The 24349-nt window shown below is 68.1% G+C and carries 28 protein-coding genes and 3 tRNA genes; 14 read left to right on the top strand and 17 right to left on the bottom strand.

Going from position 1 to position 24349, the window contains the following annotated elements:
- Positions 1–58 precede the first annotated feature (58 nt).
- Positions 59–1255, top strand: a complete 1197-nt coding sequence (locus tag AC5Y2S_RS03725; protein ID WP_499953852.1) for a cysteine desulfurase-like protein — start codon at positions 59–61, stop codon at positions 1253–1255.
- A gap of 113 nt (positions 1256–1368) precedes the next feature.
- On the opposite strand, the gene AC5Y2S_RS03720 is transcribed toward AC5Y2S_RS03725, so the two are convergent.
- The gene (locus AC5Y2S_RS03720) at positions 1369–2337 is read right to left on the bottom strand and encodes an NAD(P)H-quinone oxidoreductase (protein ID WP_499953851.1); all 969 of its coding nucleotides are present in this window, start codon (positions 2335–2337) and stop codon (positions 1369–1371) included.
- Between the two features lie 37 nt (positions 2338–2374).
- Here AC5Y2S_RS03720 and AC5Y2S_RS03715 point away from each other — a divergent pair.
- Positions 2375–2464, top strand: a tRNA-Ser gene (locus tag AC5Y2S_RS03715).
- 4 nt (positions 2465–2468) lie between these two features.
- Here the strand turns inward: AC5Y2S_RS03715 and lipE are convergent.
- Together lipE and AC5Y2S_RS03705 are read right to left on the bottom strand one after the other, a co-directional pair.
- Positions 2469–3704: a lipase LipE gene (gene lipE / locus AC5Y2S_RS03710; protein WP_499953850.1), complete on the bottom strand. Its 1236-nt coding sequence runs from the start codon at positions 3702–3704 to the stop codon at positions 2469–2471.
- 25 nt (positions 3705–3729) lie between these two features.
- Complete coding sequence (locus AC5Y2S_RS03705; RefSeq protein WP_499953848.1) at positions 3730–4554, bottom strand: crotonase/enoyl-CoA hydratase family protein; 825 nt, start codon at positions 4552–4554, stop codon at positions 3730–3732.
- Positions 4555–4577: 23 nt separating this feature from the next.
- On the opposite strand from AC5Y2S_RS03705, the gene AC5Y2S_RS03700 reads away from it, so the two are divergent.
- Positions 4578–5162: a TIGR03086 family metal-binding protein gene (locus AC5Y2S_RS03700; RefSeq protein WP_499953847.1), complete on the top strand. Its 585-nt coding sequence runs from the start codon at positions 4578–4580 to the stop codon at positions 5160–5162.
- Positions 5163–5174: 12 nt separating this feature from the next.
- Here the strand turns inward: AC5Y2S_RS03700 and AC5Y2S_RS03695 are convergent, their stop codons facing one another.
- Entirely contained in the window at positions 5175–5636 is a 462-nt protein-coding gene (locus AC5Y2S_RS03695) for a DUF4334 domain-containing protein (RefSeq protein WP_499953846.1), read from the bottom strand.
- Positions 5633–6709 (bottom strand): aromatic amino acid aminotransferase, encoded by a 1077-nt coding sequence (locus AC5Y2S_RS03690; RefSeq protein ID WP_499953844.1) that lies wholly within the window; start codon positions 6707–6709, stop codon positions 5633–5635. The genes AC5Y2S_RS03695 and AC5Y2S_RS03690 overlap by 4 nt, the downstream gene beginning before the upstream one ends.
- Before the next feature lie 89 nt (positions 6710–6798).
- Between AC5Y2S_RS03690 and AC5Y2S_RS03685 the strand changes: the two genes are divergently transcribed.
- The 4 genes from AC5Y2S_RS03685 (at position 6799) to AC5Y2S_RS03670 (ending at position 8636) form a co-directional block, all read left to right on the top strand.
- Positions 6799–6890 (top strand) — tRNA-Ser (locus AC5Y2S_RS03685).
- A gap of 20 nt (positions 6891–6910) precedes the next feature.
- A tRNA-Arg gene (locus AC5Y2S_RS03680) sits at positions 6911–6983 on the top strand.
- A gap of 286 nt (positions 6984–7269) precedes the next feature.
- Positions 7270–7608, top strand: coding sequence for a hypothetical protein (locus tag AC5Y2S_RS03675; RefSeq protein WP_499954373.1), 339 nt, complete (start codon positions 7270–7272; stop codon positions 7606–7608).
- An 863-nt stretch (positions 7609–8471) separates the two neighbouring features.
- Entirely contained in the window at positions 8472–8636 is a 165-nt protein-coding gene (locus AC5Y2S_RS03670; RefSeq protein WP_499953842.1) for a hypothetical protein, read from the top strand.
- A gap of 21 nt (positions 8637–8657) precedes the next feature.
- Here the strand turns inward: AC5Y2S_RS03670 and AC5Y2S_RS03665 are convergent, their stop codons facing one another.
- From AC5Y2S_RS03665 to AC5Y2S_RS03645, 5 genes are read right to left on the bottom strand one after another with little or no spacing between them, the layout of a single operon-like run.
- On the bottom strand, positions 8658–9200 hold the full coding sequence (locus AC5Y2S_RS03665) for a GNAT family N-acetyltransferase (protein ID WP_499953841.1): 543 nt from the start codon (positions 9198–9200) through the stop codon (positions 8658–8660).
- 43 nt (positions 9201–9243) lie between these two features.
- Positions 9244–9864, bottom strand: a complete 621-nt coding sequence (locus tag AC5Y2S_RS03660) for an Rv1289 family protein (RefSeq protein WP_499953840.1) — start codon at positions 9862–9864, stop codon at positions 9244–9246.
- A 38-nt stretch (positions 9865–9902) separates the two neighbouring features.
- Positions 9903–10427 (bottom strand): hypothetical protein, encoded by a 525-nt coding sequence (locus AC5Y2S_RS03655; protein ID WP_499953838.1) that lies wholly within the window; start codon positions 10425–10427, stop codon positions 9903–9905.
- A 19-nt stretch (positions 10428–10446) separates the two neighbouring features.
- Positions 10447–11445 (bottom strand): phosphotransferase family protein, encoded by a 999-nt coding sequence (locus tag AC5Y2S_RS03650; RefSeq protein WP_499954371.1) that lies wholly within the window; start codon positions 11443–11445, stop codon positions 10447–10449.
- A 38-nt stretch (positions 11446–11483) separates the two neighbouring features.
- Positions 11484–11831, bottom strand: coding sequence for a nuclear transport factor 2 family protein (locus AC5Y2S_RS03645; RefSeq protein ID WP_499953837.1), 348 nt, complete (start codon positions 11829–11831; stop codon positions 11484–11486).
- A gap of 103 nt (positions 11832–11934) precedes the next feature.
- On the opposite strand from AC5Y2S_RS03645, the gene AC5Y2S_RS03640 reads away from it, so the two are divergent.
- Positions 11935–12879 (top strand): class I SAM-dependent methyltransferase, encoded by a 945-nt coding sequence (locus tag AC5Y2S_RS03640; protein ID WP_499953836.1) that lies wholly within the window; start codon positions 11935–11937, stop codon positions 12877–12879.
- Between the two features lie 12 nt (positions 12880–12891).
- On the opposite strand, the gene AC5Y2S_RS03635 is transcribed toward AC5Y2S_RS03640, so the two are convergent.
- Positions 12892–13725 (bottom strand): hypothetical protein, encoded by an 834-nt coding sequence (locus tag AC5Y2S_RS03635; protein WP_499953834.1) that lies wholly within the window; start codon positions 13723–13725, stop codon positions 12892–12894.
- Between the two features lie 99 nt (positions 13726–13824).
- Here AC5Y2S_RS03635 and AC5Y2S_RS03630 point away from each other — a divergent pair, with 99 nt between their 5' ends.
- The 5 genes from AC5Y2S_RS03630 (at position 13825) to AC5Y2S_RS03610 (ending at position 17106) form a co-directional block, all read left to right on the top strand.
- Positions 13825–14238, top strand: coding sequence for an MmcQ/YjbR family DNA-binding protein (locus AC5Y2S_RS03630; protein ID WP_499953833.1), 414 nt, complete (start codon positions 13825–13827; stop codon positions 14236–14238).
- Between the two features lie 86 nt (positions 14239–14324).
- On the top strand, positions 14325–14570 hold the full coding sequence (locus AC5Y2S_RS03625) for a hypothetical protein (protein ID WP_499878123.1): 246 nt from the start codon (positions 14325–14327) through the stop codon (positions 14568–14570).
- A 35-nt stretch (positions 14571–14605) separates the two neighbouring features.
- On the top strand, positions 14606–14761 hold the full coding sequence (locus tag AC5Y2S_RS03620) for a hypothetical protein (RefSeq protein WP_499878122.1): 156 nt from the start codon (positions 14606–14608) through the stop codon (positions 14759–14761).
- Positions 14762–14909: 148 nt separating this feature from the next.
- Positions 14910–15614, top strand: coding sequence for a two-component system response regulator TcrX (gene tcrX / locus AC5Y2S_RS03615; RefSeq protein ID WP_499878882.1), 705 nt, complete (start codon positions 14910–14912; stop codon positions 15612–15614).
- Complete coding sequence (locus AC5Y2S_RS03610; RefSeq protein ID WP_499953832.1) at positions 15592–17106, top strand: sensor histidine kinase; 1515 nt, start codon at positions 15592–15594, stop codon at positions 17104–17106. Before tcrX ends, AC5Y2S_RS03610 begins: the two co-directional genes overlap by 23 nt.
- Here the strand turns inward: AC5Y2S_RS03610 and AC5Y2S_RS03605 are convergent.
- On the bottom strand, positions 17103–17576 hold the full coding sequence (locus tag AC5Y2S_RS03605) for a lipoprotein LpqH (RefSeq protein ID WP_499953830.1): 474 nt from the start codon (positions 17574–17576) through the stop codon (positions 17103–17105). The genes AC5Y2S_RS03610 and AC5Y2S_RS03605 overlap by 4 nt on opposite strands.
- A gap of 172 nt (positions 17577–17748) precedes the next feature.
- Here AC5Y2S_RS03605 and AC5Y2S_RS03600 point away from each other — a divergent pair, with 172 nt between their 5' ends.
- A complete protein-coding gene (locus AC5Y2S_RS03600; RefSeq protein WP_499953829.1) occupies positions 17749–19623 on the top strand; it encodes an alkyl/aryl-sulfatase in 1875 nt (624 codons plus the stop codon).
- A gap of 3 nt (positions 19624–19626) precedes the next feature.
- On the opposite strand, the gene AC5Y2S_RS03595 is transcribed toward AC5Y2S_RS03600, so the two are convergent.
- Genes AC5Y2S_RS03595 through AC5Y2S_RS03575 form a run of 5 tightly spaced genes read right to left on the bottom strand, consistent with a single transcriptional unit; the run spans position 19627 to position 24300 of the window.
- Positions 19627–20598 carry an NADPH:quinone oxidoreductase family protein gene (locus AC5Y2S_RS03595; RefSeq protein ID WP_499953827.1) on the bottom strand — a complete coding sequence of 324 codons (972 nt, stop codon included), beginning with the start codon at positions 20596–20598 and terminating at the stop codon, positions 19627–19629.
- Positions 20598–21218 (bottom strand): TetR/AcrR family transcriptional regulator, encoded by a 621-nt coding sequence (locus AC5Y2S_RS03590; protein ID WP_499953825.1) that lies wholly within the window; start codon positions 21216–21218, stop codon positions 20598–20600. The genes AC5Y2S_RS03595 and AC5Y2S_RS03590 overlap by 1 nt, the downstream gene beginning before the upstream one ends.
- Positions 21199–22482, bottom strand: a complete 1284-nt coding sequence (locus AC5Y2S_RS03585; protein WP_499953824.1) for an acyl-CoA dehydrogenase family protein — start codon at positions 22480–22482, stop codon at positions 21199–21201. The genes AC5Y2S_RS03590 and AC5Y2S_RS03585 overlap by 20 nt, the downstream gene beginning before the upstream one ends.
- 20 nt (positions 22483–22502) lie before the next feature.
- Positions 22503–23267 carry an SDR family NAD(P)-dependent oxidoreductase gene (locus AC5Y2S_RS03580; protein ID WP_499953822.1) on the bottom strand — a complete coding sequence of 255 codons (765 nt, stop codon included), beginning with the start codon at positions 23265–23267 and terminating at the stop codon, positions 22503–22505.
- A gap of 1 nt (position 23268) precedes the next feature.
- The gene (locus tag AC5Y2S_RS03575) at positions 23269–24300 is read right to left on the bottom strand and encodes a phosphotransferase family protein (RefSeq protein WP_499953821.1); all 1032 of its coding nucleotides are present in this window, start codon (positions 24298–24300) and stop codon (positions 23269–23271) included.
- Positions 24301–24349 lie beyond the last annotated feature (49 nt).

Genomic DNA, 24349 nt, shown 5'->3' with positions numbered 1-24349 from the left:
GGGGCACCCGCTACCGTCACAATTTTCGCGAAATTGCGGAAGCTCTAAGGTGGCTGTCATGGCTTACGACGTCGCCCGGGTGCGCGGACTGCATCCGTCGCTGGGTGACGGGTGGGTGCACTTCGACGCGCCGGTCGGCATGCTCATCCCGGATTCGGTGGCGACGACGGTGTCGACGGCGTTTCGCCGGTCCGGCACCACCACCGTGGGGGCGCACCCGTCGGCGCGGCGCAGCGCCGCCGTGCTGGAGGCCGCGCGCGCGGCCGTCGCCGACCTGTTCAACGCCGACCCGGCGGGCGTCGTGCTGGGCGCCGATCGCGCCATCCTGTTGTCCTCGCTGGCCGAGGCTTCGTCGTCACGGGCCGGGCTGGGCTACGAGGTGATCGTCAGCCGGCTCGACGACGAGGCCAACATCGCCCCGTGGCTGCGCGCGGCGCACCGCTACGGCGCCAAGGTGAAATGGGCCGAGATCGACATCGAGACCGGCGAGCTGCCGACGTGGCAGTGGGAGAGCCTGATCGGGAAATCGACGCGGCTGGTCGCCGTCGCGTCGGCCTCGGCGACACTGGGCACCGTCACCGATCTGCGGGCGATGACCAAGCTGGTGCACGACGTGGGCGGGCTGGTGGTGGTCGACCATTCCGCGGCCGCGCCGTACCGATTGCTCGACGTCAAGGAGACCGACGCGGACATCGTGGCGGTGAACGCGCTGGCGTGGGGCGGTCCCCCGATCGGCGCGATGGTGTTTCGCGATCCGGCGCTGATCAACTCGTTCAGCGCGGTGTCCTCCGATCCACAGGCCGCCGGCCCGGCGCGCCTCGAGGTCGGTGCTCATCAGTTCGGCCTGCTGGGCGGGTTGGTCGCCAGCATCGAGTACCTCGCGTCCCTCGACGAGTCGGCCCGCGGCAGCCGGCGCGAACGCCTGTCGGTGTCGACGCAGTCGGCCACCGCGTATCTCAACCGGGTCTTCGACTACCTGATGGTGTCGTTGCGGTCGCTGCCGCTGGTGATGGTGATCGGCCGCCCCGAGGCGCGGATACCGGTGGTCAGCTTCGCCCTGCAGGACGTGCCCGCCGAACGCGTGGTGCAGCGCTTGGCGGACAACGGCATTCTCGCCATCACGAACGAGAGCTCCCGCGCGCTGGACGTGCTGGGCGTCAACGACGTGGGCGGCGCCGTCACCGTCGGCCTGGCGCATTACTCGACGACGGCCGAGGTCGACCAGCTGGTGCGCGCGCTGGCGTCGCTGGGCTGACTGGCTTTTCGTGTGCACTCAGGGCTTTTCGTGTGCATTCTGGGCGGCCCTCGGCGGCGTGTCGCCGCCGTGAGAGCACACGCAGTGCCCTGGACTCACACGCAATGCCCTGACTAGACAGTCAGCACGATCTTTCCGGTCACCTTGCCGGCCACCAACTGGTGGTGCGCCTCACCGGCCCGCTGGATGGGCATGCGCGCGCCGATGATCGGCCGGACCCGGCCCTCGGCGACCATCGGCCACACCGACCCCGTCACCGCCTGCACGATCTCGGTCTTGCTGTTCGGTCCGGTGACCGGCCGGGCCCGCAGCGTGGTGCCGATCACCCGCGCCCGCTTCATCAACAGCTTGGCGATATTGAGCTCGCCCTTGATCCCGCCCTGCATGCCGATGATGACCAGCTGCCCGTCGGTGGCCAGGGCGTCGATGTTGCGGTCCAGGTACGCGGCGCCCATGATGTCGAAAATCACGTCGGCGCCGCCGTTTTCCTGCAGACGCGCCACGAAGTCCTCGTCGCGGTAGTTGATGGTGATCTCGGCGCCCAGCTGCCGGCAGAACTCGAGCTTCTCCGCCGACCCGGCGGTGACGGCCACCCGGGCGCCCAGCGCACGGGCGACCTGGATCGCGTGGGTGCCGATGCCGCTCGCGCCGCCGTGCATCAGCAGCAGCTGCCCCTTGCCCAGGTGCGCAACCATCACCAGGTTCGACCACACCGTGCACGCCACCTCCGGCAAGCCGGCGGCATCCACCAGGTCCACCCCGTCGGGGACGGGCATCACCTGGCCGGCGGGCACGGCGACGTATTCGGCGTAGCCGCCCCCGGCCAGCAGCGCGCAAACCTCTTGTCCCGCAGGCCAATCCGCGACGCCCTCGCCCGCGTCGGCGACGATGCCGGACACCTCCATGCCGATGATTTCGCTGGCCCCGGGCGGTGGCGGGTACTTACCGGCGGCCTGCAGCACGTCCGCGCGGTTGACGCCGGCCGCGGCCACCTTGATCAGCACCTCGCCGGGCCCGGCGGCGACGTCGGGCACCTCTTGCCAGGACAATTGATCGGGGGATTCGGCGACAATCGCGCGCATGACGGCCACGCTACCGGCCCCCGCTACCCTTATCAGCGGTGGCGTGGCAGAGCGGCCTAATGCACTCGCCTTGAAAGCGAGAGACGGCTAAAACCGTCCGGGGGTTCAAATCCCTCCGCCACCGCCAGTCATTAACCGGTGCGCATCTCCGCGGCGATGGTGTCCATCAGGGCGGCGTACCGGCGGATCTCCGGATCCCGGCCGGGCTTGCCGCTGCTGATCACGCCGGCGGCGAGACCGCGCTCGGGGTCGGCCCACATCGCGATGTTGGCCAGGCCGAGGTTGCCGAACGCCCTCGGCGCGTTGCGCCCGAACGGTCCGAACCGCTTCGTTCCCAACATGTACCCGGTGCCCCAGCGAGCCGGCTGCAGACCCAGGGCGAAATCGGGCCTCAGCCGCCGGCACTCCTGGACCGCGCCGTACATTCGCTCCGGGCTGATGATCCGCACGCCGTCGAGTTCGCCTCCGCGACGCCAGATCTCGGCGAAGCGCGACAGCTCGTTCGCGGTCGAGATGGTGTTGGACGACGGGACCACCGTGGACAGAAACGCCGGGGAGTTCGTGTACGGGATGATCTCGTGCACGGTTCCGCCGATCGCTTTCCGGAAGATCGCCGCGATCACCGGCGGCAGGGGCCTGCCGGTGGCGTGGCTGGGCGCGACCAACGGGATGTCCTGCTTCGCGACCCCGAAGTTGGTCCAGCGGAAGCCCAGCGGGTCAAGAATCTCGGTGGCCAGGATTTCGCGAATGTCTTTACCGGTGGCGGCGTAGACGATTTCGCGCATCAGCGGTCCCCAGGTGAGCGCGTGATAGATGTGCACCAGTCCCGGCCGGTACAGCGGCCGCAGCTTGCCGAGCTGTTCCTGCGCGTACTCGTGGTCGTCCGCGCGCTTGAGGTCCGGCCGCGGACCGGTGGGAAACGGGACGCCCGCGCTGTGGGTCAGCACGTGCCGGATCGTGGTGCGGTGCTTGCCGTGGCTGGTGTAGCTGGGGATGTACTCGCAGACCCGGTCGTCGAGCGAGAACTGCCCCTGTTCGACCAGCATGTGCACGACGGTCGCGGTGATGCCCTTGGCCGCCGAGTACACGCAGTACGGCGTATCGGTGGTGACGGGGATCTTCTCGGCGTCGGGCGGATCGGTGGGCGCGTTGCCCCAGCCGTGGCCGATCGCGCGGTTGAGCACGACGCGCCCGTGCTGGCGGATGCAGACCTGGATCGCCGGGTGCATGCCGCCCGCATACCAGTGCCGCGCGGCCCGCCAGATCCGTTCGACGGCCGCGCTGTCGATCTCGGAGTGGTCCTCCGCGCCGACGGCCGTCACGGAGTCCAGGTCGGCCGGGACGCGGATCTTTCCGTCGGGTGTCACTTCAGCGAGAGTAGCCAAACGCGCGCTACTCCCCGGTGAACTGCGGCGGACGCTTGGCGAACGTCGCAGCGATGCCCTCGGTCAGGTCCTTGGACGGCAGGAAGGCAGCGTTCCAGGCGGCGACGTACCGCAGGCTGTCCGAGACGGCGGCGAAGCGCTGCTGGTCGAGGACGTCCTTGACGCCGTGCACGGTCAGCGGCGGATTGGCGGCGATCTCGGCCGCGGTGGCGTGGGCGGCCGCCAGCGTCGCGTCGGCGTCGTCGTACACGTCGTTGACCAAGCCGATCTTCTCGGCGCGGGCCGCGTCGATGTCCTTGCCGGTCAGCGCGAGCTCGCGCAGGTGCCCGTCGTTGAGGATCATCGGCAGCCGGGCGAGGCTGCCGACGTCGGCCACGATTGCGAGCTTGACCTCACGCACCGAGAACTTGGCGTCGGCGCTGGCGTAGCGGATGTCGACAGCGGAGATCAGGTCGACGCCGCCGCCGATGCACCAGCCGTGCACCGACGCGATGGTGGGGGTGCGGCAGTCGGCGACGGCGCTGATCGCGCCCTGCATGCGCTTGACCTCGCGGTGGAACACCGCGCGGGGGCCGGCCAGCGCGTCGCCGGACAACAGCGGGGTGAACGAACCGCCCATCGCGGGCACGTCCAGGCCGTAGCTGAAGTTCCTGCCCGATCCGGTGATGATGATGGCCCGCACGTCGGGGTCGGCGTCCAGCCCCGCGAACACCTCCGGCATCTCCGACCAGAACGCCGGCCCCATGGCGTTGCCCTTGCCTGGGCCGATCAGCGTCACCTGTGCGACGTGGTCTTTGGTTGCGATGGTGACGGATTCGTATGTTTCGCCCATAGCGAGACCGTAGCGTGGCAAATATGGCTCCTGACTTGCGACCCGGACCTCATTCCCCACCCACCGACGAGCTGCACAGCGCCGAGGACACGCTGGGCGTGCTGCAGCGCGTCCTGCACCCCATCTCGACCGACGACCTGACCCGGCGCACGCCGTGCCGGGAGTTCGACGTGACGGGGCTGACCGAGCACCTGCTGACCTCGATCAAGGGGCTCGGGGGCATGGTGGGCGCGGAAATTCCCGCGCGCGACGAGGGCGATTCGGTGGAGCGGCAGATCGTGGCCGCGGCGCGCCCCGCCCTGGACGCCTGGCATCGCCACGGCCTGGACGGCACCGTGCCGTTCGGCAAGGGCGAGATGCCGGCCCGCGGCGCCTGCGGCATCCTGTCGCTCGAATTCCTGGTCCACGCATGGGATTACGCCAAGGCGGTGGGGCACGACGTCGACGCCCCGGAACCGTTGGCCGAATACGTGCTGGGGCTCGCGCACCAGATCATCCGCCCGGAGCAACGCAGCCGCGCCGGGTTCGATGAGCCCGTCGACGTGCCCGCCGACGCCGGGGCCCTCGAGCAGCTGATCGCGTTCACCGGCCGCGACCCGGCCGGCTAGCCCGCGTGTTCCCTAGACCCGCTCGAGGTAGAAGTAGTAGTACCGCCCGCCGTCCAGCACGCCCTTGCCGTTCATGATGCCCATCACGGCGTCGTCGTCGATCTTTTTGAAGTGGTCGTGCACCGGCTGGCCGTCGTAGACCATGGTCGCGGTGACTTCGCCGCGGAACTCCTCTAGCCACAGGCTGGCCTCGCCCTTGCCCATCGCCTTGTTCGAGAACTTGTTCCCGTCGGCGTCCAGGCACACCAGCGGCTGCACGTCGGCGGCAGATTTGAACGTCTTGCCGAACCAGCCGGCCTTCTCCAGCTGGCCGTTCATCTTGTGGCCGGTGACGAACTCGCCGCCCTTCCATTCGCCCATCATCTCGTCGATGGTCGCCGGGGGCAGGGTCGCCCAGAATTCGTCGAGCTCGGCATCGGCGATCTCGCCGGAGCGCTCCTTGAATTCGGTGAACTTCTTGCGGGCCAGGCTCATTGGCTCTCCTTGATCCAGTCGCGGGCAAACCGTAGCAGCGCGTCGTTTTCCTCCGGCGCCCCGATGCTGACCCGCACGCCGTCCGGTGCGAACGGGCGGACCACGATGCGTGCCTCGGCGGCCCGGGCCACGAAGTCCTGGGTGCGCGTGCCGAGGGGCAGCCAGACGAAGTTGGCCTGCGACGGTGGCAGGGCGAACCCGGCGTCGCGGAGGCCGGCGCTGACGCGGGCGCGCTCGGCGACCACGGCGTCGGTGCGGGCGAGCAACTCGTCGGCGGCGTCCAGCGAGGCGATGGCGGCGGCCTGCGAAATGCTCGTCACCGCGAACGGCACATAGACCTGGTCCAGCGCGGTGATCAGGTCGGGGTGCCCGACGGCGTAGCCGACGCGCAGGCCCGCCAGCCCGTAGGCCTTCGAAAAGGTCCGCAGCACAACGACATTGCTGCGGGTGCGGGCGAACTGCAGGCTGTCGGGCAGCATGCCGTCGCGGATGTACTCGACGTAGGCCTCGTCGATGGCGATCAGGATGTGGGGCGGGACGGCCTCGACGAAACGGGCCAGCGCGTCCGGGTTGACGACCGTCGACGTCGGGTTGTTGGGGTTGCACACGAAGATCAGCCGGGTGCGCTCGGTCACCGCGGCGAGCATCGCGTACAGATCGAAGGTGTGGTCGGTCAGGGGCACCTTGACGGCGAGGGCGCCGGCCACCTGAGTCATGGGCGGGTAAAGCTCGAAGCTGTGCCACCCCATCACCACTTCGTCGCCCGCGGCGGCGGTGATCTGGATGACCTGCTGGCACAGACTCACCGAACCGCAGCTGACCGCGACCTGCTCGGGCGCGAAATCCGCGGAGCTCGCCGAGCTGAGGTGCTTGGCCAGCGCCGCCTTGAGCTGAAGGTTGGCGCTGTCGGGATAGCGGTGAATGCGGTCGGTGGCCCGTTCGATCGCCGCGCGGACGCTCGGTAGCGGGCCGTGCACCGTCTCGTTGCTGGCCAGTTTGATCGAACCCGGCACCGTCTTGCCGGGAACGTAGACGGGAAGTCCCGCCAGCTCGGGGCGCAGGCGGGCGGTCACTTCGACAGCATATGTCGGCGCTGTGTACGCTATGCCTCCGGCGGTTCGGGGACGGCTGAAGGGGTTCGGGTACCCTCAGGAAGTCCGATGGAGGCGTGCCAGAGCGGCCGAATGGGGCTCACTGCTAATGAGTTGTCCCCCTCAAAGGGGACCGGAGGTTCAAATCCTCTCGCCTCCGCCACGCGTGACAACTGAAGACAGGCGCCCGTAGCTCAACGGATAGAGCATCTGACTACGGATCAGAAGGTTGGGGGTTCGAATCCCTTCGGGCGCGCTCACTTGCAGAGAGCGCAGCAACCCCCTCGCGGCACGCTCGTCCCCATACTTTTCCTGACACTTCCCGTTGCCACACATCGGACCGGCAGGTCGCCCAGATCGGCTACTCGCGATAGAACCCTCACACTATGTCTGTGAAAGAGCCTGTGATAAGGACTGTGGTCCCGGCTGTTGTATGGACTGTGATATACCATGGTTTCAGCAGAAGGGCGGAGAAGATGGCGATGCCAGCAGCTAGAACGGCCTCTAGACCTGACCTGAGCGCCTACAACGCGTCGATGATGATGAACACGGCCGAACTCGTGACCGCGCTAAGGGACTTGCTTGGGGCGAAACTGGTCGCCTACCTGGCAAGAGTCAAGGAAACCCGCGCCGTTCGGCAATGGGCCGAAGGCACTCGCGAAATCGCGAACCCGACTGATGCCGAGCGCCTGCGGGTCGCGTATCGCGCTGCCTGCATGGTTAACGAACGCGACAGCAAGAAGGTGGCCCAGGCATGGTTCCAAGGACTCAACCCCTTCCTCGATGACCGTTCCCCGGCTCGGGTTTTGAGGGATGGAGACTTGGAAGCTGATGGTGCGCGCGTCATTGCCGCCGCACGGCAATTCTCAGCCGTCGGGTAATGACTCCCGGCCCGGCGTTGTTGTCTACGCCGTTTGGTTCAGTGCACTGTTCATGCCTTGATCGCCGGGGCGTATACCGCGTTGGCTACAAGCCGGAGCCTTGGCATTGGACCCCTTGGGAATACGCCGACAAAGGCCGTTTCAGCGGCAGGTGGGACGACCTGCGGGCATCTGGCGCACGCTCTACCTCGGATCGTCTGAATTGGCTTGCTACCTCGAGGTGCTCGCCCCCTTTCGCCCGGACGGGGAACTAGCCGCGGAGATAGCTGAAATCGTCGAAGAGGAAGGCGACGAGGGCCCGGTGCCGCCCGGTGAGCTCGACCGTTCCTGGTGTGACGAGAGGCTGATCTGCTCGGGAAGGGTTTCCGGGTCTTATGCTTTGCCAGCGGATCCCGAGACGCTATCTACGTCGAGAAAGCGAAGGGACTTTCTCCTCCTCGCAAAGGATTGTGGCTGCAGCGACCTCGATGCTTCGGCCATTCGTGACGGGAAGCGCGAACTCACTCAAGCAATTTCGGCATGGATTTATACGTAGACCGGAATGGCAGGCCAACCGGCCGACGGCATCGAGTACCAATCGCGGCATGGTGATTACCTCCCGCTGTGGGCGGTCTACGAACGCGACACAGGTGATGCATGGCCAGCACAGGTCACGGATCACGACGCGCGGCCTATCACTCCAGGCGACCCGTCGCTTCTGGAAGCTATGAGGCTCCACAACATCGCCTGGAACGAGGAGTGAAAGCTCGGCGGCTCCCGCTCGGCCCGACTAGAGGCGCTCGCCGTAGCCGAACAGTTCAGCCGGAGTTGGTTGTGGTCGCGAATGTTCGGCGATAACCTCCGGCGCATGATCACGAGCAGCTTTGCGCAAGGAATCGGTGGCGGTGCGGGTGGCCGCGTGGGTGGCGGTGCCGGTGGCCGCGTTGGCGGTGGCGCGGGTGGCCGCCTCGGCGGCGGTGCCGGCGGCCGTGTTGGCGGTGGCGCGGGTGGCCGCCTCGGCGGCGGTGCCGGCGGCCGTTAGCCCCTAAACAACGGACATCCGCCCCGACTCAGACGATCGGGCCGGGCGGTGCTTCCTGATTGGCCGGATCGTCCGAGCTGACCAGGTCCAGTTGCATCCACGCGACGTCGTGCCAGCGGCCGTGCTTCCATTCGACGCGCCGGTACAGCCCGGCCTGCTCGAACCCGAAGGATCGATGGAACGCGTTGCTGGCCTCGTTGGGTTGCGTGATGCCGGCGAGGGCTTGGCGATGGCCGCGCTCGACGAGCCGGCGCAGTAGCTGCGTGTAGAGCGCGCGGCCGCCGCCGGCGCGCTGATGGTCGGGGTGGACGTAGATTCCGGTCTCGACCGACCACCGGTGCGAAGGCATGCGATTGAGCGCGTGCCCGTACGCGAAGCCGATGACCCGATCGTCGCGTTCGAGGACGAGCCATTCGTGGTTCTCGCGGGCCGAGGTGATCCGCGCGGCCATCTCGGTTACGGCCGGGACTTCGAGTTCCCAGCTGATCGCCGTCTCCAGCACGTACGGGCGGTAAATCGCAACGCACGCGCCCGCGTCCTGAGCGGAAGCCGGACGCACGATTGATTGCATGCCAGCAGTCTTCCATCGTCAAAGCCGCAGGGCGGCTTCGGCTTTAAACCGGCGACCAGTCGTCCCAGGACTCGGCGAAGTCGAGAGTCGTCCGCGGGATCTGGGCGGTGGCGATGATCTCGCGGAAGTGGTCTTGCCACCCCCACCACATGCCGATGTGAAAGACGTACTGGTACCAGCTGAGCTGGTAGCCGTCCGGGATGGCCTCGCCTTTGTTCTCGGGTGCGAACACCGCGACCGCCAACAGGCCGATCGCCGCCGAGGCGGGAAGCTGGATCTTCCCGGTTCGCCAGATCTGCACTCCCGCGGGGCGCGGCCCGTGCGGGGTCAGCTCGAAACCCTCGGGCAGTTCGTCGTCGTGACCGTGGCTCCAGCGGTGGACGCCGTACAGGACGTCGGCGATGTCGGGGCGGCCGTCGGGCATATCCGACTTCGCCGCGATGGGGAAGCGGCTCTGCTCGAAGTCGATACCCGGCGCCGCCATCACCTGGAAGATGTCCAGCGCGTCCCGGATCGTGCGCTTGAACCGGGTCGCGACGCCCTCCTGCGGATAGCGCTTCTTCGAGGTTCCGTCGACGGCGTTGCAGGCGTGCAGCATCGCCGTGTCCCACTCGCGGTGTTCCCAGTGGTCGAGCGAGCGCCTGACCGAATCCCCGACGTCCACGCTTAGAGGCTAACCGGCGGGCTCCCAAGGTGTCCCGGTTATGGGCGCGGTTGGAACGGCAGCCGACGCGGCGGGATGGTCACGGTCTGGGTGACCGTGCTGGTTTCGGTGCTCGGGGACACGGTGACCGTGCTCGGCGGGACCGTCGTCGTCGGAGTGTCGGTGCTCGGGGTGCCCGTGTCCGTGCTCGGGGTTCCCGTGTCCGTACTCGGCGGCGGGGCGGTCTCGGTGACGGTCTGGGTCGGCGCGCCGCCTCCGCCCCCGTGGTGGCGCGGCGGCTCCGTGGTGGTGGTCACCGGTGGAGCGCTGGTGGTCGTCGGAGCGGGTGTGGTCGTGGCGGTGGGGGCCGGCGACGGCGATCCGGCGACCAGCTTGACCACCGCGTACGCCGCGAGGCCGAGCACGATCACCCCGAGAGCGCCGGCCGCGACCAGCGCCGCCGGACGGCGATACCAGGGAGTCGGGGGCTCGGGCGGCGGGGCCGCCGGCTCGTCGTAGTAACCGCCGTAGGCGGCCTGGGTCGGCTCGGAGTAGAAGTCGGGGTTCTCGGGGTAGGGCGGCACGAAGGGAGATGTTAGTGCGTCAGGATTCGCCGCCGATAAGCGTCAGCGCCCGCTCGAACAGGTGCACCGTGGCCGCGTGGAGTTGGTCGCCGACTTCCTTTTCGGCCTTGCCCGCGCAGGCCCGCGCCAGCGTGCCCTCGATGACGATGCCGAGCTTGAAGCACGCCAGCACCGTGTACCAGGTGATGTTCGAAAGGTCGCGGGTGGTGTTGGCGGCGTACCGCTGGAACAGGTCGTCGGTGCTGGCCAGCCCGTCCTGTCCGCCCAAGGCGTGGCTGAACACGCTGGACCCGTCGGGCTGGCGCCAGGTCGCCAGCAACCAGCCGAGGTCAAGCAGGGGGTCACCGATCGTGCACATCTCCCAGTCGACGATGGCGACCACCTCGGGTCCGGTGCGGGAAAACATGACGTTGGCGGCGTGGTAGTCGCCGTGCATGATGCCGGGGCTCCAGCTCGTCGGTCGGCGGCGCTCCAGCCAGGTGGACACTTCTGCGATGCCCGGGATGTCGGGCCCGGGGTAGCCCTCGTACTCGCTGTAGGAGTCCAGCTCGGAAAGCCAGCGCGGCACCTGACGTTCCAGGAAGCCGTCCGGCTTGCCGAAGTCGGCGAGGCCGGCGGCGACATGGTCAACGGCGCCCAGCCTGGCCAGGGCGTCTGCCATCGACAGGCCCATGCCGTACCGCACGCTCGCGTCGCCGGCGTGCAAGGGCGGCAGTCCCTCGCCGGCGTTGAACCCGTCGACCGGCTCCATCAGGTAGAAGACGGCGTCGCCGAGCACGCGGGTGTCGTCGCAGGTGGCGATCAGGTGCGGGTGCGGTACATCGGAGCCGGCCAGCGCCGCAAGGACTTTCGTCTCGCGCAGGATCACGCTGTTGCTGCGGGGACGCAGGTGCCGCGGTCCACGCCGCAGCACATAGGGGCGACCGGCCCGGGTGAATCGCAGCATGACGTTCTGCGTTCCACCGGTGACGTTGACGACGTCCTCGAGCGGACCCTCGCCGAGCCCCTGCTCGGACATCCATGCCGCTACGGCCTCGAAGTCGACGGGGTCCACGTTCAGCCCTTGGGCCGCAGGGTGTAGTGGACGGTCTGGGCCCAGATCATGCCGTCGCGGAACACGAAGGTATCGACGCCGTCATCGACCCGGTTGAGCCGCGAATCGGCCGCCCACTCGAGGAACAGCACGTCGCCCTCGAAGACCTGGTTCTTGAGGTCCCACGCCGCATCGGGCAGATCGTCGAGCAGCTTCGCGAAGGCGCCGCGGACGCCGTCCCTGCCGCGGGCCGCGCCGGCCGGGGTGATGAGCACGGCATCCTCGGTGTAGTCGACGACGATCTCGTCCAGGTTGCCTGCGCCGAGCGCCTGCCCGTGGTGGGCAAATATCTCCTGCGGCGTACGGGTCATGGGATGAAGCGTAGGTCACCGGCGGCTCGCGCCCGCCGCCGCCGGAGCCCTGGAACAATAGTGTGGACAACTAACGGACTTCGGGCTTGGGAGGGAAACCGCTATGCCGCGCACCGACAACGATTCCTGGGACATCACCCAAAGCGTGGGAGCCACCGCGCTGGGCGTCGCCGCGGCCCGGGCCGCCGAGACCGCGAGCGAGAACCCGCTCATCAACGACCCATTCGCGCGGGTGTTCGTCGACGCGGCGGGCGAGGGAATGTGGAGCATCTACGCCGACCCTAAGCTGCTGGCCAAGGCGGTCGAGCTGGAACCGGAGGTGCGGAGCCGAATCCAATTGATGGTCGACTTCATGGCCACGCGCACAGCGTTTTTCGACGAATTCTTCCTGGGAGCGGCCGACGCCGGCGTTCGCCAGGTGGTGATTCTGGCCGCCGGCCTGGACGCCCGCACCTGGCGGCTGCCGTGGCCCGACGGCACCGTCGTCTATGAGCTGGACCAGCCCAAGGTGCTGGAATTCAAATCCAAGACGCTGCGCGAACACGGCGCGCAGCCGAACGCGGAGCTGGTCAACGTGGCGATCGACCTGCGCCAGGATTGGCCAAAGGCGTTGCAGGAGGCGGGGTTCGACGCGTCACGGCCGGCGGTCTGGTCGGCCGAGGGCCTTGTCCGTTATCTGCCCGCGCAGGCGCAGGACCTGCTGTTCGAGCGCATCCATGCGCTCAGCGCGCCGGGCAGTTGGCTCGCTTCCAACGTGCCCGGCGCCGGCTTCACCGACCCCGACCTCGTTCGCCGGCAGCGCGAGGACATGCAGCGCATGCGCGCCGCGGCCGCGCGGCTGGTCGACACGGAGGTCACCGACTTCGACGACCTCTGGTACGCCGAGGAGCGCACGCCCGTCGACGGCTGGCTGCGCGAGCACGGCTGGGATGTGTCGGCGGTGACCTTCGCGGAGCTGATGGCCCGCTACGACCGCAGCATTCCGCAGGGCACCGAAAACGCGATGCCGCCAACCCTGTACGTGTCGGCGCAGCGGCGAGCGGATTGAGCGCAGCGAACCTTATTGGGTCGCTGCCTGTTTCGATGCTTGGACGTCTTGCTTGATCGCCGCGATCGCGTCGACCGGTGTCAGGTCCTGGCCCTGGCTGTTCTGGCCGAGCTGCGGCCAGCCCGCGCCACCGGGCCCCCGCAGCTGGTCCCAGATGTCGCGGACCTTGCTCAGCAGCTCGGCTTGCTCGTCGTCGGTGAGCGCCATCAACCATCCTCCGTTCGTACCGATGCCGCACGCGGCGGCAAATTCTTGCGGTGTCAGCCCGTCGGCGGAGTTCATGTCGCAATTGCCAAAGGGGGGACACCCCTGCGGCAGGTTGGGGCTGAAGCCCGTACCGTCGGTGTACTGGTGCGCGACTTGACCCGGCAGGTTCGGGTTGGAGCCATAGCCGGCGCCGATGACCCGCAGGCCCGCGGGCCGCGTCCGCCACATGTTGGAGAAGTCATAAGCGTTGGCGTATCCGATGATCCGCGCGGGTGAGCCGGCGTAGTCGGCCAGGTTCCAGTACAGGCTGTTGATCCAGCTCGAGCCGTCGCCGGGCGGGTTGCCGCCGGCTTCGACGTCGAGCATGAGCGCGACCCGTGGGTGCAACCCGCCGGCGGCATCGATCATCGAGCGCACGGTGTCGGCGTTGTCCAGCCAGTTGGGCCGCACGTAGGTGTACACGATCCCGAACGTCAGGCGTCCGCTGTCCAACGCGCCGCGCAGCCATCCGTAGTTGGCCGCGAAGTTGTGATCTCGATAGGTGCCGTCGCAGACGCGGATGGAAAGCACCCGGTACGGATAGGAATCGTCCACGGGCACTTGGAATTCCGAGACGTCCGCGAACAGGGTGTCGGTCACGGCGCCGCGCCTCGGGAGCTCTGCCGAGAGCAACCCATCTCAATCCCCCTTCACCGCAACCCCGCTCGCCATGCTACCCATCGCGGTAACCTCGCGGTTATGGCTGATCGGCCGGCCCGGGTGAGCGACGTGCATCGGATCGCCGCGTCGATGCCACACGTCAAGCGCATGGAAGGCCCTAAGGGCAACCCCATCTATCAGGTGGGCGGAAAGTCGTTCGTGTTCTTCCGCACTCCGCAGCCCGACGCGACGGACCCGGACACCGGCGAACGCTATGCCGACGTGATCATGCTCTGGGTGGAGTCGGAAAGCGACAAGCTCGCGCTCGTCCAGGATCCCGCGTCGCCGTTCTTCACGACCAGCCATTTCGACGGGCATCCCTCGGTCCTGGTGCGGGCCGGCCGACTGGCGGAGATCACGACGACGGAACTGGCCGAGCTGATCCAGGACGCGTGGCTTTCACGTGCGTCGAGGAAGCGGGCGGAGGTCTGGCTCGCGGCGCATTCGCAGTAACGGGCCCCGAAAGCGGCACTGTGGGCCACGTTTAGACATGGGTGCAACGGGTAACGCTAGGCGCACGAGAAATTTTCTCGAACAAAATGGAGGTCACCATGGGTGGTCGCGGAGTGATCGGCGCGGTTGTCCTGATCTGGCTGCTCATCGGGGTTTTCGCGGCGTTCCAGCGCGACTACTTCAAGGGCGGCGCAACGAATTGTGTCACTGCGGGAAACATCGCGCTGACGGTAATCGCCGGTCCCCTGAATTACGCGGGCGTGAATCCGAAAGTCAAGGATTGCCATGTCCCGCAGCCAAGTTCAATGCCCAGTGGTCTAGCAGTGGTCTAGAAGTGGCCTAAGACCCCTCACAAAAGGAAGTTGTCATGATCATCCTCGGCATAGTGCTACTCATTCTCGGATTTGTGTTCAGCCTCCCGCTGCTATGGGAGATCGGCATCGTCGTGCTGGTCATCGGCGCAGTGTTGTGGATCCTCGGGTCCGTCGGCCGACCGGTCGCGGGCAGGCGGTATTGGTACTAACCATCCCCGGGATCGCGGATCGCGTGACTGCTCGCCAGTCACGCGATCTTTTCACAGGCCACACAAAGGAACGGCATAGCGTCGGCTCAGTTGGGTGCGGATACTGGAAGCTGTGACGCAGTCCCGAGCCTCGGTAGAGCGGGTTGTCATGTGCCGTGCGGACGGCAACCCGATCAATGTGCTCGTCGTCGACGACGAAGCGGTGTTGGCCGAAATGGTGTCCATGGCCCTGCGATACGAGGGCTGGACGATCTCCACCGCGGGCGACGGATCGTCGGCCATCGCGGCGGCCCGGGCCCAGCGGCCCGATGTGGTCGTCCTCGACGTGATGCTCCCCGACATGAGCGGCCTGGACGTGCTGCACAAACTGCGCGAGGACAATCCGCAGCTGCCGGTGCTGCTGCTGACGGCCAAGGACGCGGTGGAAGACCGCATCGCGGGCCTGACCGCGGGCGGCGACGACTATGTGACCAAACCCTTCAGCATCGAAGAGGTGGTACTGCGGCTGCGGGCGCTTCTTCGTCGCACCGGGGTGACCACCGTCGACAGCGGGGCGCAGCTGGTGGTCGGCGACTTGGTGCTGGACGAGGACAGCCACGAGGTGAGCCGCGCGGGCGAACCAATCTCGTTGACCTCCACCGAGTTCGAGCTGTTGCGGTTCATGATGCGCAACTCCAAGCGGGTGCTGAGCAAGGCTCAGATCCTGGACCGGGTGTGGAGTTACGACTTCGGCGGGCGATCGAACATCGTCGAGCTCTACATTTCCTACCTGCGCAAGAAGATCGACAACGGTCGTGAACCCATGATCCACACGCTGCGCGGCGCGGGCTATGTCCTCAAGCCGGCCCGCTAGGACGCGGCGGGTCTGGTCACTTCGGCTCCGGCTGCTGGTCGGCCAGATCGTCATGCTCGCCGTGGTTTGCATCGGCATCACCGCGGCGACCGAACTGGCGCTGCTGCACCACCTCGTCGCGCAGCTCGACGGGCAGCTCGCCGGAACTTCCTACCGTTCGGCGCTGATGTACCCCGAACCGAAACGCCCGGGCTGGCGACACGAGTCGCACTTCTATCCGCGGCCGGGCCCCGGCCCGCGGTTCCTGGATGCCCCGGGCCAGCCGGCCGGCATGGTCGCCGCGGTGATCACCGACGGCAAGATCGTCGACGCCGGATACCTGACGAGCGACGGCGCCCGCGCCGCGTTGACCCCGGCCGCGCAGACGCAACTGGAACACATCGCCGGCAGCCGCAGGGCGGTGACGCTCGACCTCGACGGACTCGGTCGATACCGCGTGGTGGCCGCCCCGAGCCGCAGCGGCGGGGACGTCATCGTCACCGGCCTGTCGATGTCGAACATCGACGCCACCATGATCCGGATGCTGGTCATCCTCGGGATCGTCACGGTGATCGCGCTGGTCGCCGCGACCAGCGCCGGCGTCGTCATCATCCGGCGGGCGCTGGCCCCGCTGCGCCGCGTGGCGCAAACCGCGAGCGAGGTGGTCGAACTCCCGTTGGACCGCGGCGAGGTCGAGTTGCCGGTGCGGGTGGCCGAGTCCGACGCGAACCCCGCCACCGAGGTGGGCCAACTCGGCTCGGCGCTGAACCGGATGCTCGACCATATCGCGGCCGCGCTGTCGGCGCGGCAGGCCAGCGAGACCCGGGTGCGCCAGTTCGTTGCCGACGCCAGCCACGAACTGCGCACGCCGCTGGCGGCGATCCGCGGCTACACCGAGCTCACGCAGCGCATGGGCGACGACCGCGAGGCGGTCGCGCACGCGATGAGCCGGGTGGCTTCCGAGACCGAGCGGATCACCCGCCTCGTCGAGGACCTGCTGTTGCTCGCCCGCCTGGACTCCGGGCGGCCGCTGGAGCGGCAAGCGGTGGACCTGTCGCGCCTGGCGGTCGACGCCGTCAGCGACGCGCACGTCGCCGGGCCGGAGCACCAGTGGGAGCTGGACCTGCCCGAGGAGCCGGTGGTCGTCACCGGTGACGCGGCGCGCCTGCAGCAGGTGCTGACGAACTTGCTGGCCAACGCGCGCGTGCACACCGCGCCCGGCACCGTCGTGACCACCCGGTTGAGCAGCGAACCGACGCAGACCGTGCTGCAGGTCATCGACAACGGCCCCGGCATCCCGGCGGGGCTGCAGTCCGAGGTGTTCGAGCGGTTCGCCCGCGGCGATTCCTCGCGCTCGCGCAAAGGCGGCAGCACCGGGCTGGGATTGGCGATCGTCTCCGCTGTCGTCAAGGCGCACAACGGGACCATCACGGTCGACAGCGCACCCGGTCACACCGAGTTCACGGTGCGGTTGCCACTCAACGGGTGGCAACCGCCCGCATCACTGAGTTAGGAGCAAGTCACGTCGATTTCGAACGGCTTGTTCACCGGTTGCATCGGGTTGGCCATGTCGACCCCGGTGGCGGTGCCGGTCACCTTGTAGGTGTTGCCGTTCTTGGTCGCCGATGCGTTGCCCTGGCCGGAGCCCTGCGCGTACGCGAGCGTCACGCCGTTGACGTTGCCGAGCCCGACGGACTTCACCGTGTTGTCACCGCTGAGCACGACGGAGATGCCGGTCGCAGCACCACCGACCGCGATGGTGGTGTTGCCGCCGACCGTCGTGCACACGACGGAGCCGGTCACGTTCTGGTTCTTGCCGTCGATGATCACCGTCGGCGCAGCCGCACCGCTTCCCGGGGTGGCAACCGCAACCGACGTGCCGTTCGCACTACCGCTCGTGCTCGACTTGTTGCTCGAACACCCGGAAATGCCCGCGGCCAAAATCGCCGCTCCGGCCACCGCGACAGTCAGTCCACGCTTCACCTGTTCTCCTTTGCCCGATCGTTGCGGTTCTCCACATTAAGAACCGTCAAGGCAGTATGCGGGTTTGCCGAGCCGCAGGAAAGAGGTTGGCCGAAATTGTTTCGCTTCGGTTAACCCGCCAGCTCCGCACGCGTCCTTCCTCCGAAGGGCGCATTGATGGCACTGTGTTGCCGTGGACCATAAGCCCCCGGCCGCCGTCATCGAGTCGGCCCATCGCGAACACGCCCTGCCGTTCGAGGACACGAGGGACTTCGAGAGCGCCGATCGCGGCTTCATCGCGGCCCTGTCCCCGTGCGTCATCAAGGCGGCCGACGGCCGCGTGGTGTGGGACAACGACGCCTACTCCTTCCTCGGGGGTGACGCGCCGGCGTCCGTGCACCCGAGCCTGTGGCGCCAGTCGACCCTGGCCGCCAAGCAGGGCCTCTACGAGGTGGTGCCGGGCATCTACCAGGTCCGCGGCCTGGACATCTCGAACGTCACCTTCGTCGAGGGCGACACCGGCGTCATCGTCATCGACCCGCTGATCTCCACCGAGGTCGCGGCGGCGGCGCTGACGCTGTATCGCACCCACCGCGGCGGGGATCGTCCCGTCGTCGCGGTGATCTACACCCACAGCCACGTCGATCACTTCGGCGGCGTGCTCGGTGTCACCTCGCAGGCGGCCGTGGACAGCGGCGCGGTGGCGGTGCTGGCGCCGGAAGGCTTCACCGCGCACGCCGTGCAGGAGAACGTCTATGCGGGCCCGGCGATGACCCGCCGCGCGACCTATATGTACGGCTCCATGCTGGAGCGCGGACCACGGGGCCACGTGGGTTGTGGGCTGGGTCAGGCCGCGTCCACCGGCGAGATCGGCATCATCGTGCCGACCCTCGACATCCGCGAGACCGGCGAGCGGCACACCATCGACGGCGTGGAGATCGAGTTCCAGATGGCGCCCGGCACCGAGGCGCCGGCCGAAATGCACTTCTATTTCCCGCGGTTCCGCGCGCTGTGCATGGCCGAGAACGCCACCCACAACCTGCACAACCTGTTGACCCTGCGCGGCGCGCTGGTGCGTGACCCGCACGCCTGGTCGGGCTACCTCACCGAGGCCATCGACACCTTCGCCGATCGCGCGGACGTCGTGTTCGCCTCCCACCACTGGCCCACCTGGGGCCGGGAGGCCATCGTCGAATTCCTTTCGCTGCAACGCGATCTGTACGCCTACCTGCACGACCAGACGCTGCGGCTGCTCAACCAGGGACACACCGGCGCCGAGATCGCCGAGGCGTTTCGGATGCCGCCCGCCCTGGAGCGGGCGTGGCACACCCATGGGTATTACGGCTCGGTGAGCCACAACGTGAAGGCGGTCTACCAGCGCTACATGGGCTGGTTCGACGGCAACCCCGGGCGGCTATGGCCGCATCCGCCGGAGGCGATCGCCCCCCGCTACGTCGACGCGATGGGCGGCGTCGACCGGGTCGTCGAGCTCGCTCAGGCGGCGTTCGACTCGGGTGACTTCCGTTGGGCGGCAACGCTGCTTGATCACGCCGTCTTCACTGACAGCGGGCACGCGGCCGCCCGCGCGCTGTACTCCGACACGCTGGAACAGCTGGCCTACGGCGCCGAGAACGCCACGTGGCGCAACTTCTTCTTGAGCGGGGCCGCCGAACTGCGCGACGGCAATTTCGGCACCTCGGTCCAAGTCGCCTCTCCGACAATGCTTTCCCAGCTGACGCCGGAGCAGATCTTCGACAGCCTCGCCATCGCCGTCAACGGCCCGCGCAGCTGGGACCTTGACATCGCCGTGGACATCAGCTTCGCCGACGCGGCCACCAACTACCGGCTCAGCCTGCGCAACGGCGTGCTCGTGTACCGCCGAGTGGCGGCCGACCCGGCGACGGCGACCGTTACGGTCAAGGCGGCCAGCAAGTTACGGTTGCTGGCCGCGGCGACGGGTGATTTCTCCTCGCCCGGGCTGGAAGTATCGGGGGACCAATCGGCGCTGCAGGCCTTTCTCGGTGCGCTCGACCGGCCCGACCCGGCCTTCAACATCGTGACGCCGTAGCCCTCAGCAGACGTCGATGACGACCTTGCCCAGCACCTTCCGCTCGGCCACATGCCGCAACGCGGCCGCGGTTTCGGACAAGGGGAACCGCGCCCCGATGTAGGGCCGGATGGTGCCGGCGGCGAACATCGCCGTCAGCTCCCGCATGTCGCGCGCCGCGTCGTCGGGCCGGTCACCCATGAAGGTGCGGATCTCCATGCCGCGCACGGTTATCCCCTTGAGCAGGACCAGGTTCAGCGGGATGGACGGGATGGTGCCCGAGGCGTAGCCGAGGGTGATGAAGGTGCCCCCGCGGGCCAGGCCCCGCAGCGCGGGCTCCGCATACGGCCCGCCGACGGGGTCGAGCACTGCCCGGGCGGCGTCGCCGGTGAGCTCGCGGATGCGCGTCTTCAGGTCTTCGCGGTCGTAGTCGACGGTGGCCTCGGCGCCGCGCTGCCGGCACAGCTCGAGCTTTTCCGGGCTGGACGCGGCCGCAAGCACCCGCGCCCCCATGGCCACCGCAAGGTCGACGGCCGCCAGCCCCACGCCGCCGGCGGCGCCCAGCACGACCACCCAATCACCCTGCGCCACTTCGGCAATCGACCGCAGCGCGTGATACGCGGTGCGGTAGGTGACGCCGAACGCCGCGGCCGACGCGAAGTCGGCGCCGTCGGGGATGAGCGTGGCTGACGCCGAGTCGAGCAGCGCCTGCTCGGCGAACGCACCGGTCGGGGTGGTCGCGCAGACCCGCTGCCCCGGGCGAAACGGGCTGCCGTCGCCGACCGCCAGCACCTCACCGGCCAGCTCGCTGCCCGGAATGAACGGCACCGGAATCTTGATCTGGTATTTGCCGGCGATCAACAGTACGTCCGGGAAGTTGACCGCTGCGGCGTGCACCCGAACCACCAGCTGGCCGGGCCCGGGAACGGGATCGGGGACGTCGTCGATGACCAACTCTTCCGGCGTACCGTAGGAACGGCAGACCGCGGCGCGCATCACTCGACCCCCAAGCCGCGCAAGCAAAACCGGACGACGTGTGCGATATCGTCGCGACCCGGCCGGTCGGCCGACCCCACGTATCGCCGCATCGTCGCCGCCGTGCAACAGAACACCGCCTCGACGTCGCGGTCGACGTCGGCGCTGCCCAGCTCGGTGACCGGGTCGACCAGCAGCTCCCGCAGGGGGCCCATCATCTCCTGGTCGACGGCGCGCCAGTTGGCGGGTGACATCTGACCGGCCGCCGCGCGGCTCTTGCGGATCAGCTGCGGGTCGGCGACCTGTGCCAGCGTGCCCTCGATCCAGCGCGCGATCTGGTCCTGCGGCTTGGATTCCTTGGCCATCTGGTGCTGCAGGTAGGACACGACAATCGCCACGCCGCGTTCCATGACCGCGAGGATGAGGTCGTCCTTGCCGGCGAAATACCGGTAGAACGCCTTGTTCGACGAGCCGGCCTCGGCGACGATGTCGCTGACCCGCGGCTCCTCGGGCGCCACGCGTTCCATCACCCGCACCGCCGCGGCCAGGATGCGTTCGACCTCCTCGGTCGCCTCGCGCTGCCGGTCGTCCAGGGCGCGCTCGACCGCCGCGGTGACCCGGCTACTGGTCAACGAGCTCACCGTATTTGGCGCGGGCCGCCTCGCGCCGGACATCCAGCATCTCGCTCGGCCAGTCGCCCTCTTCGGCCTCGTAGCCCTTGAGCAGCATCCGCGCCAGGTTCACCTTGTGCGCCTCGGTGGGACCGTCGGCCAGCCCGAGCGCGATGCCGCCGAGCAGCACGTTGACCAGCGGCAGCTGGTCGGTGAGACCCAGGGCGCCATGGACCTGAATCGCTCGCAGCGCAATCGATTTGAGTACCTGCGACGCCAGGATCTTGCAGGCGGCGATCTCGGCCCGCGCGGCGCGCTCGTCGCCGCTATCTATGAGCCAGGCGGCGTGCAGGACGGTCAGCCGGAAGGGAATCAATTCGGTGTAGGAGTCGGCGACGAACTCCTGCACCAATTGCTTGTCGGCCAGGGAGCTGCCTTGGGTGAAGCGGCTTTTCGCCCGCCGGGACATCATGTCGACGGCACGCTGCGCCATCCCGATCGAGCGCATCGCGTGGTGGAGACGCCCGCCGGCGAGGCGGGTCTGCAAGATCAGGAAGCCCTGACCGGGTTCGCCGAGCAGCGCGTCGGAAGGCACCCGCACGCCGTCGTAGCGAACCAGGGAATGCCCGGGCTCGTGCGGGTCCGCGCCGACGAGGTGGTGGTTGGCCTCCACGTTCAGGCCCGGGGTGCCGGCCGGGATCAGGAACGTCGAGGCACCCTGGTGGACGGGCACATCGGGGTTGGTGATTGCGACGACGATGAAGAACGAGGCGACGGACGCGTTGGAGGAGAAGTACTTTCGCCCGGTGATGATCCAGTCGTCGCCGTCGCGGACCGCTCGGGTGGTGAAGACCCGCGGGTCCGCGCCGCCCTGCGGCTCGGTCATCGAGAAGCAGGAAAAGATCTCCCCGGACAGCAGCCCGGCCAGGTAGCGGTCCTTTTGGTCCTGCGTTCCGAAGCGGGCGATGATCTCCGCGTTGCCGGTGTCGGGCGCCTGCGTCCCGAACACGATCGGCGCCCACGGGCTGCGGCCGAGGATCTCGTTGATCAGCGTGAGCTTGACCGCCCCGAACCCCTGCCCGCCGAGTTCGGGCCCCAAATGCGGTGCCCACAGGCCATTGTCGCGAACCTGCTGCTTGAGCGGATCGACGATGCGGCGGCGCTCGTCATTGAGCGGCAGGAATTCGCAGCCGGGGAACAGCACCTCGAGGGGTTCCACCTCCTCGCGCACGAACTCGCGGACCCAGTCCAGCTTCTTTTCGAACTCCGGTTCGGTGGAGAAGTCCCAAGACATTCGAATGCTCCTAATCGCTTTTAAGGGATTCCGCCGTCGGCCCGCAGGATCGAACCGGTGGTGAAACTGGAGGCGTCGGACGCCAGAAATAGTGCGGCCCCGACGATTTCGCGCGGGTCGCCGGCGCGCTGCAACGCCAGATGCCTGAACGGCTTGCTCTCGGCCGCCTCGAGGTTCCACGCCTTGCTCACGTCGGTCAGGAACGGCCCCGCCATCAGGGTGTTGACCCGCACGTCCGGCCCGAACGCCTTGGCCAACGCTTCGGTCATGGCGTTCAGGCCCGCCTTGGCCGAGGCGTAGGGAACGATGTCCGGGGCCGGGCGCAACGATCCCGCCGTGCTCACGTTGATGATGGACCCGCGCCCCGCCGCGACCATCCGCTCGCCCACCAATGCCGATAACCGGAAGGGCCCCTTGAGGTTCAGGTTGAGCACCGCGTCGAAGAGCTTCTCGGTGACGTCGGTCAGTTTGTCGTACAGCGGCGACATGCCCGCGTTGTTGATCAGCACGTCGACCTTGCCGAACCGCTCGTAGGTGGCCTCGACCAGGCCGTCGAGCTGGTCCCAGCGCCCCACATGCACCTGATAGGGCATGGCGGAGCGGCCGGTCTCGGCCTCGATCTCCTTGGCGGTGGACACGCAGTTGTCCATGTTGCGGCTGGCGATCACCACGTCGGCGCCGCAGTGGGCGACGGCGAACGCCATCTCGCGTCCCAGTCCGCGGCTGCCGCCGGTGATCAGCACGACGCGATCGGTGAGGTCGAAAAGCTGCTCCGCGTAGCCCATTTCAGCGCGCCCCGGCGAGCTCGGCAGCGGTGGCGATCAGCCGCGGGATCATCGCCCCGAATGTATCCTGAATGGTCGGGTCGACCTTTCCGGTCTTGACCCCCGCCGCATAGGTCTTCTCCAGCACGATGCCGAGCTTCCAGTTGGCCAGCACCAGGTAATAGTCGATGTTCTCGGTGGACAGCCCGCTGATCTTCTCGTAGTGCTCGAGCAATTCGCTGCGCCTCGGCATGCCGCGCATGTCCAGGTAAAAGCCGTCGGTGCTGGGCTCCTCGCCGTCGTAGCCCAGCAGCGCCCACGCGAGATCCAGCAGCGGATCGCCGACCGTCGTCATCTCCCAGTCCACGATCGCGGCCAGCCGCGCCGGCGCCCCATGCGCGAACATCACATTGGCGAACTGGTAGTCGCCGTGCATGATGCCCGGCTTGTAGTGGGAGGGCCGGTTGTCGCGCAGCCAGTCGGCGGCCTCGTGCAGTCCGGGCAACTCGCGCACCTTGTAGGCGTCGAGGAACTTCAGCCAGCGATCGACCTGTCGTTCGTGGAATCCGTCCGGGCGACCGAAGCCCTCGAGTCCTTGCGCGCGCCAGTCCACCCGACCCAGCTTGGCGGCGCCCTCGACCAACTGGAACGCCAACCCGCGGCGGGCCTCCAGGTCGGTGTCGAATGGCGCCTGCCACCCGCCGTCCATCGGGCTCCACCCGTCGATCGCCTGCATCACGTAGAACGGCATGCCCAGCACGTTGCCGGTGTCGTCGGCGGCGATCAGCGCCGCGTGTGGCACGTCGGTGCCCGCCAGCGCGCGGACCAACCGGATCTCGCGGAGCAAGCCGTCGATGCGGGCCGCGTCGGCGCGGGCGCCCGGCATCCGCAGCACCATGCGCTCGCCGCCGCGCTCGATCAGGTACAGGGTGTTCTGGGAGCCGCCTTTGAGCTGCTCCAGCACCGGTTGCTCGCCGGCGCCCGGCGCGCCGCTCGCATCCAGCCAACGGGCGAGGACGCTCGGGTCCAGTTGGGTCTCGCTGACACTGGTCATAGGCTGCACACCCCAATCTCCGTGCGGAGAATAGCATTCTCCGCGGGTG

The sequence above is a fragment of the Mycobacterium sp. NGS69 genome (assembly GCF_059812165.1).
This window is presented reverse-complemented; position numbering and strand designations above follow the sequence as displayed.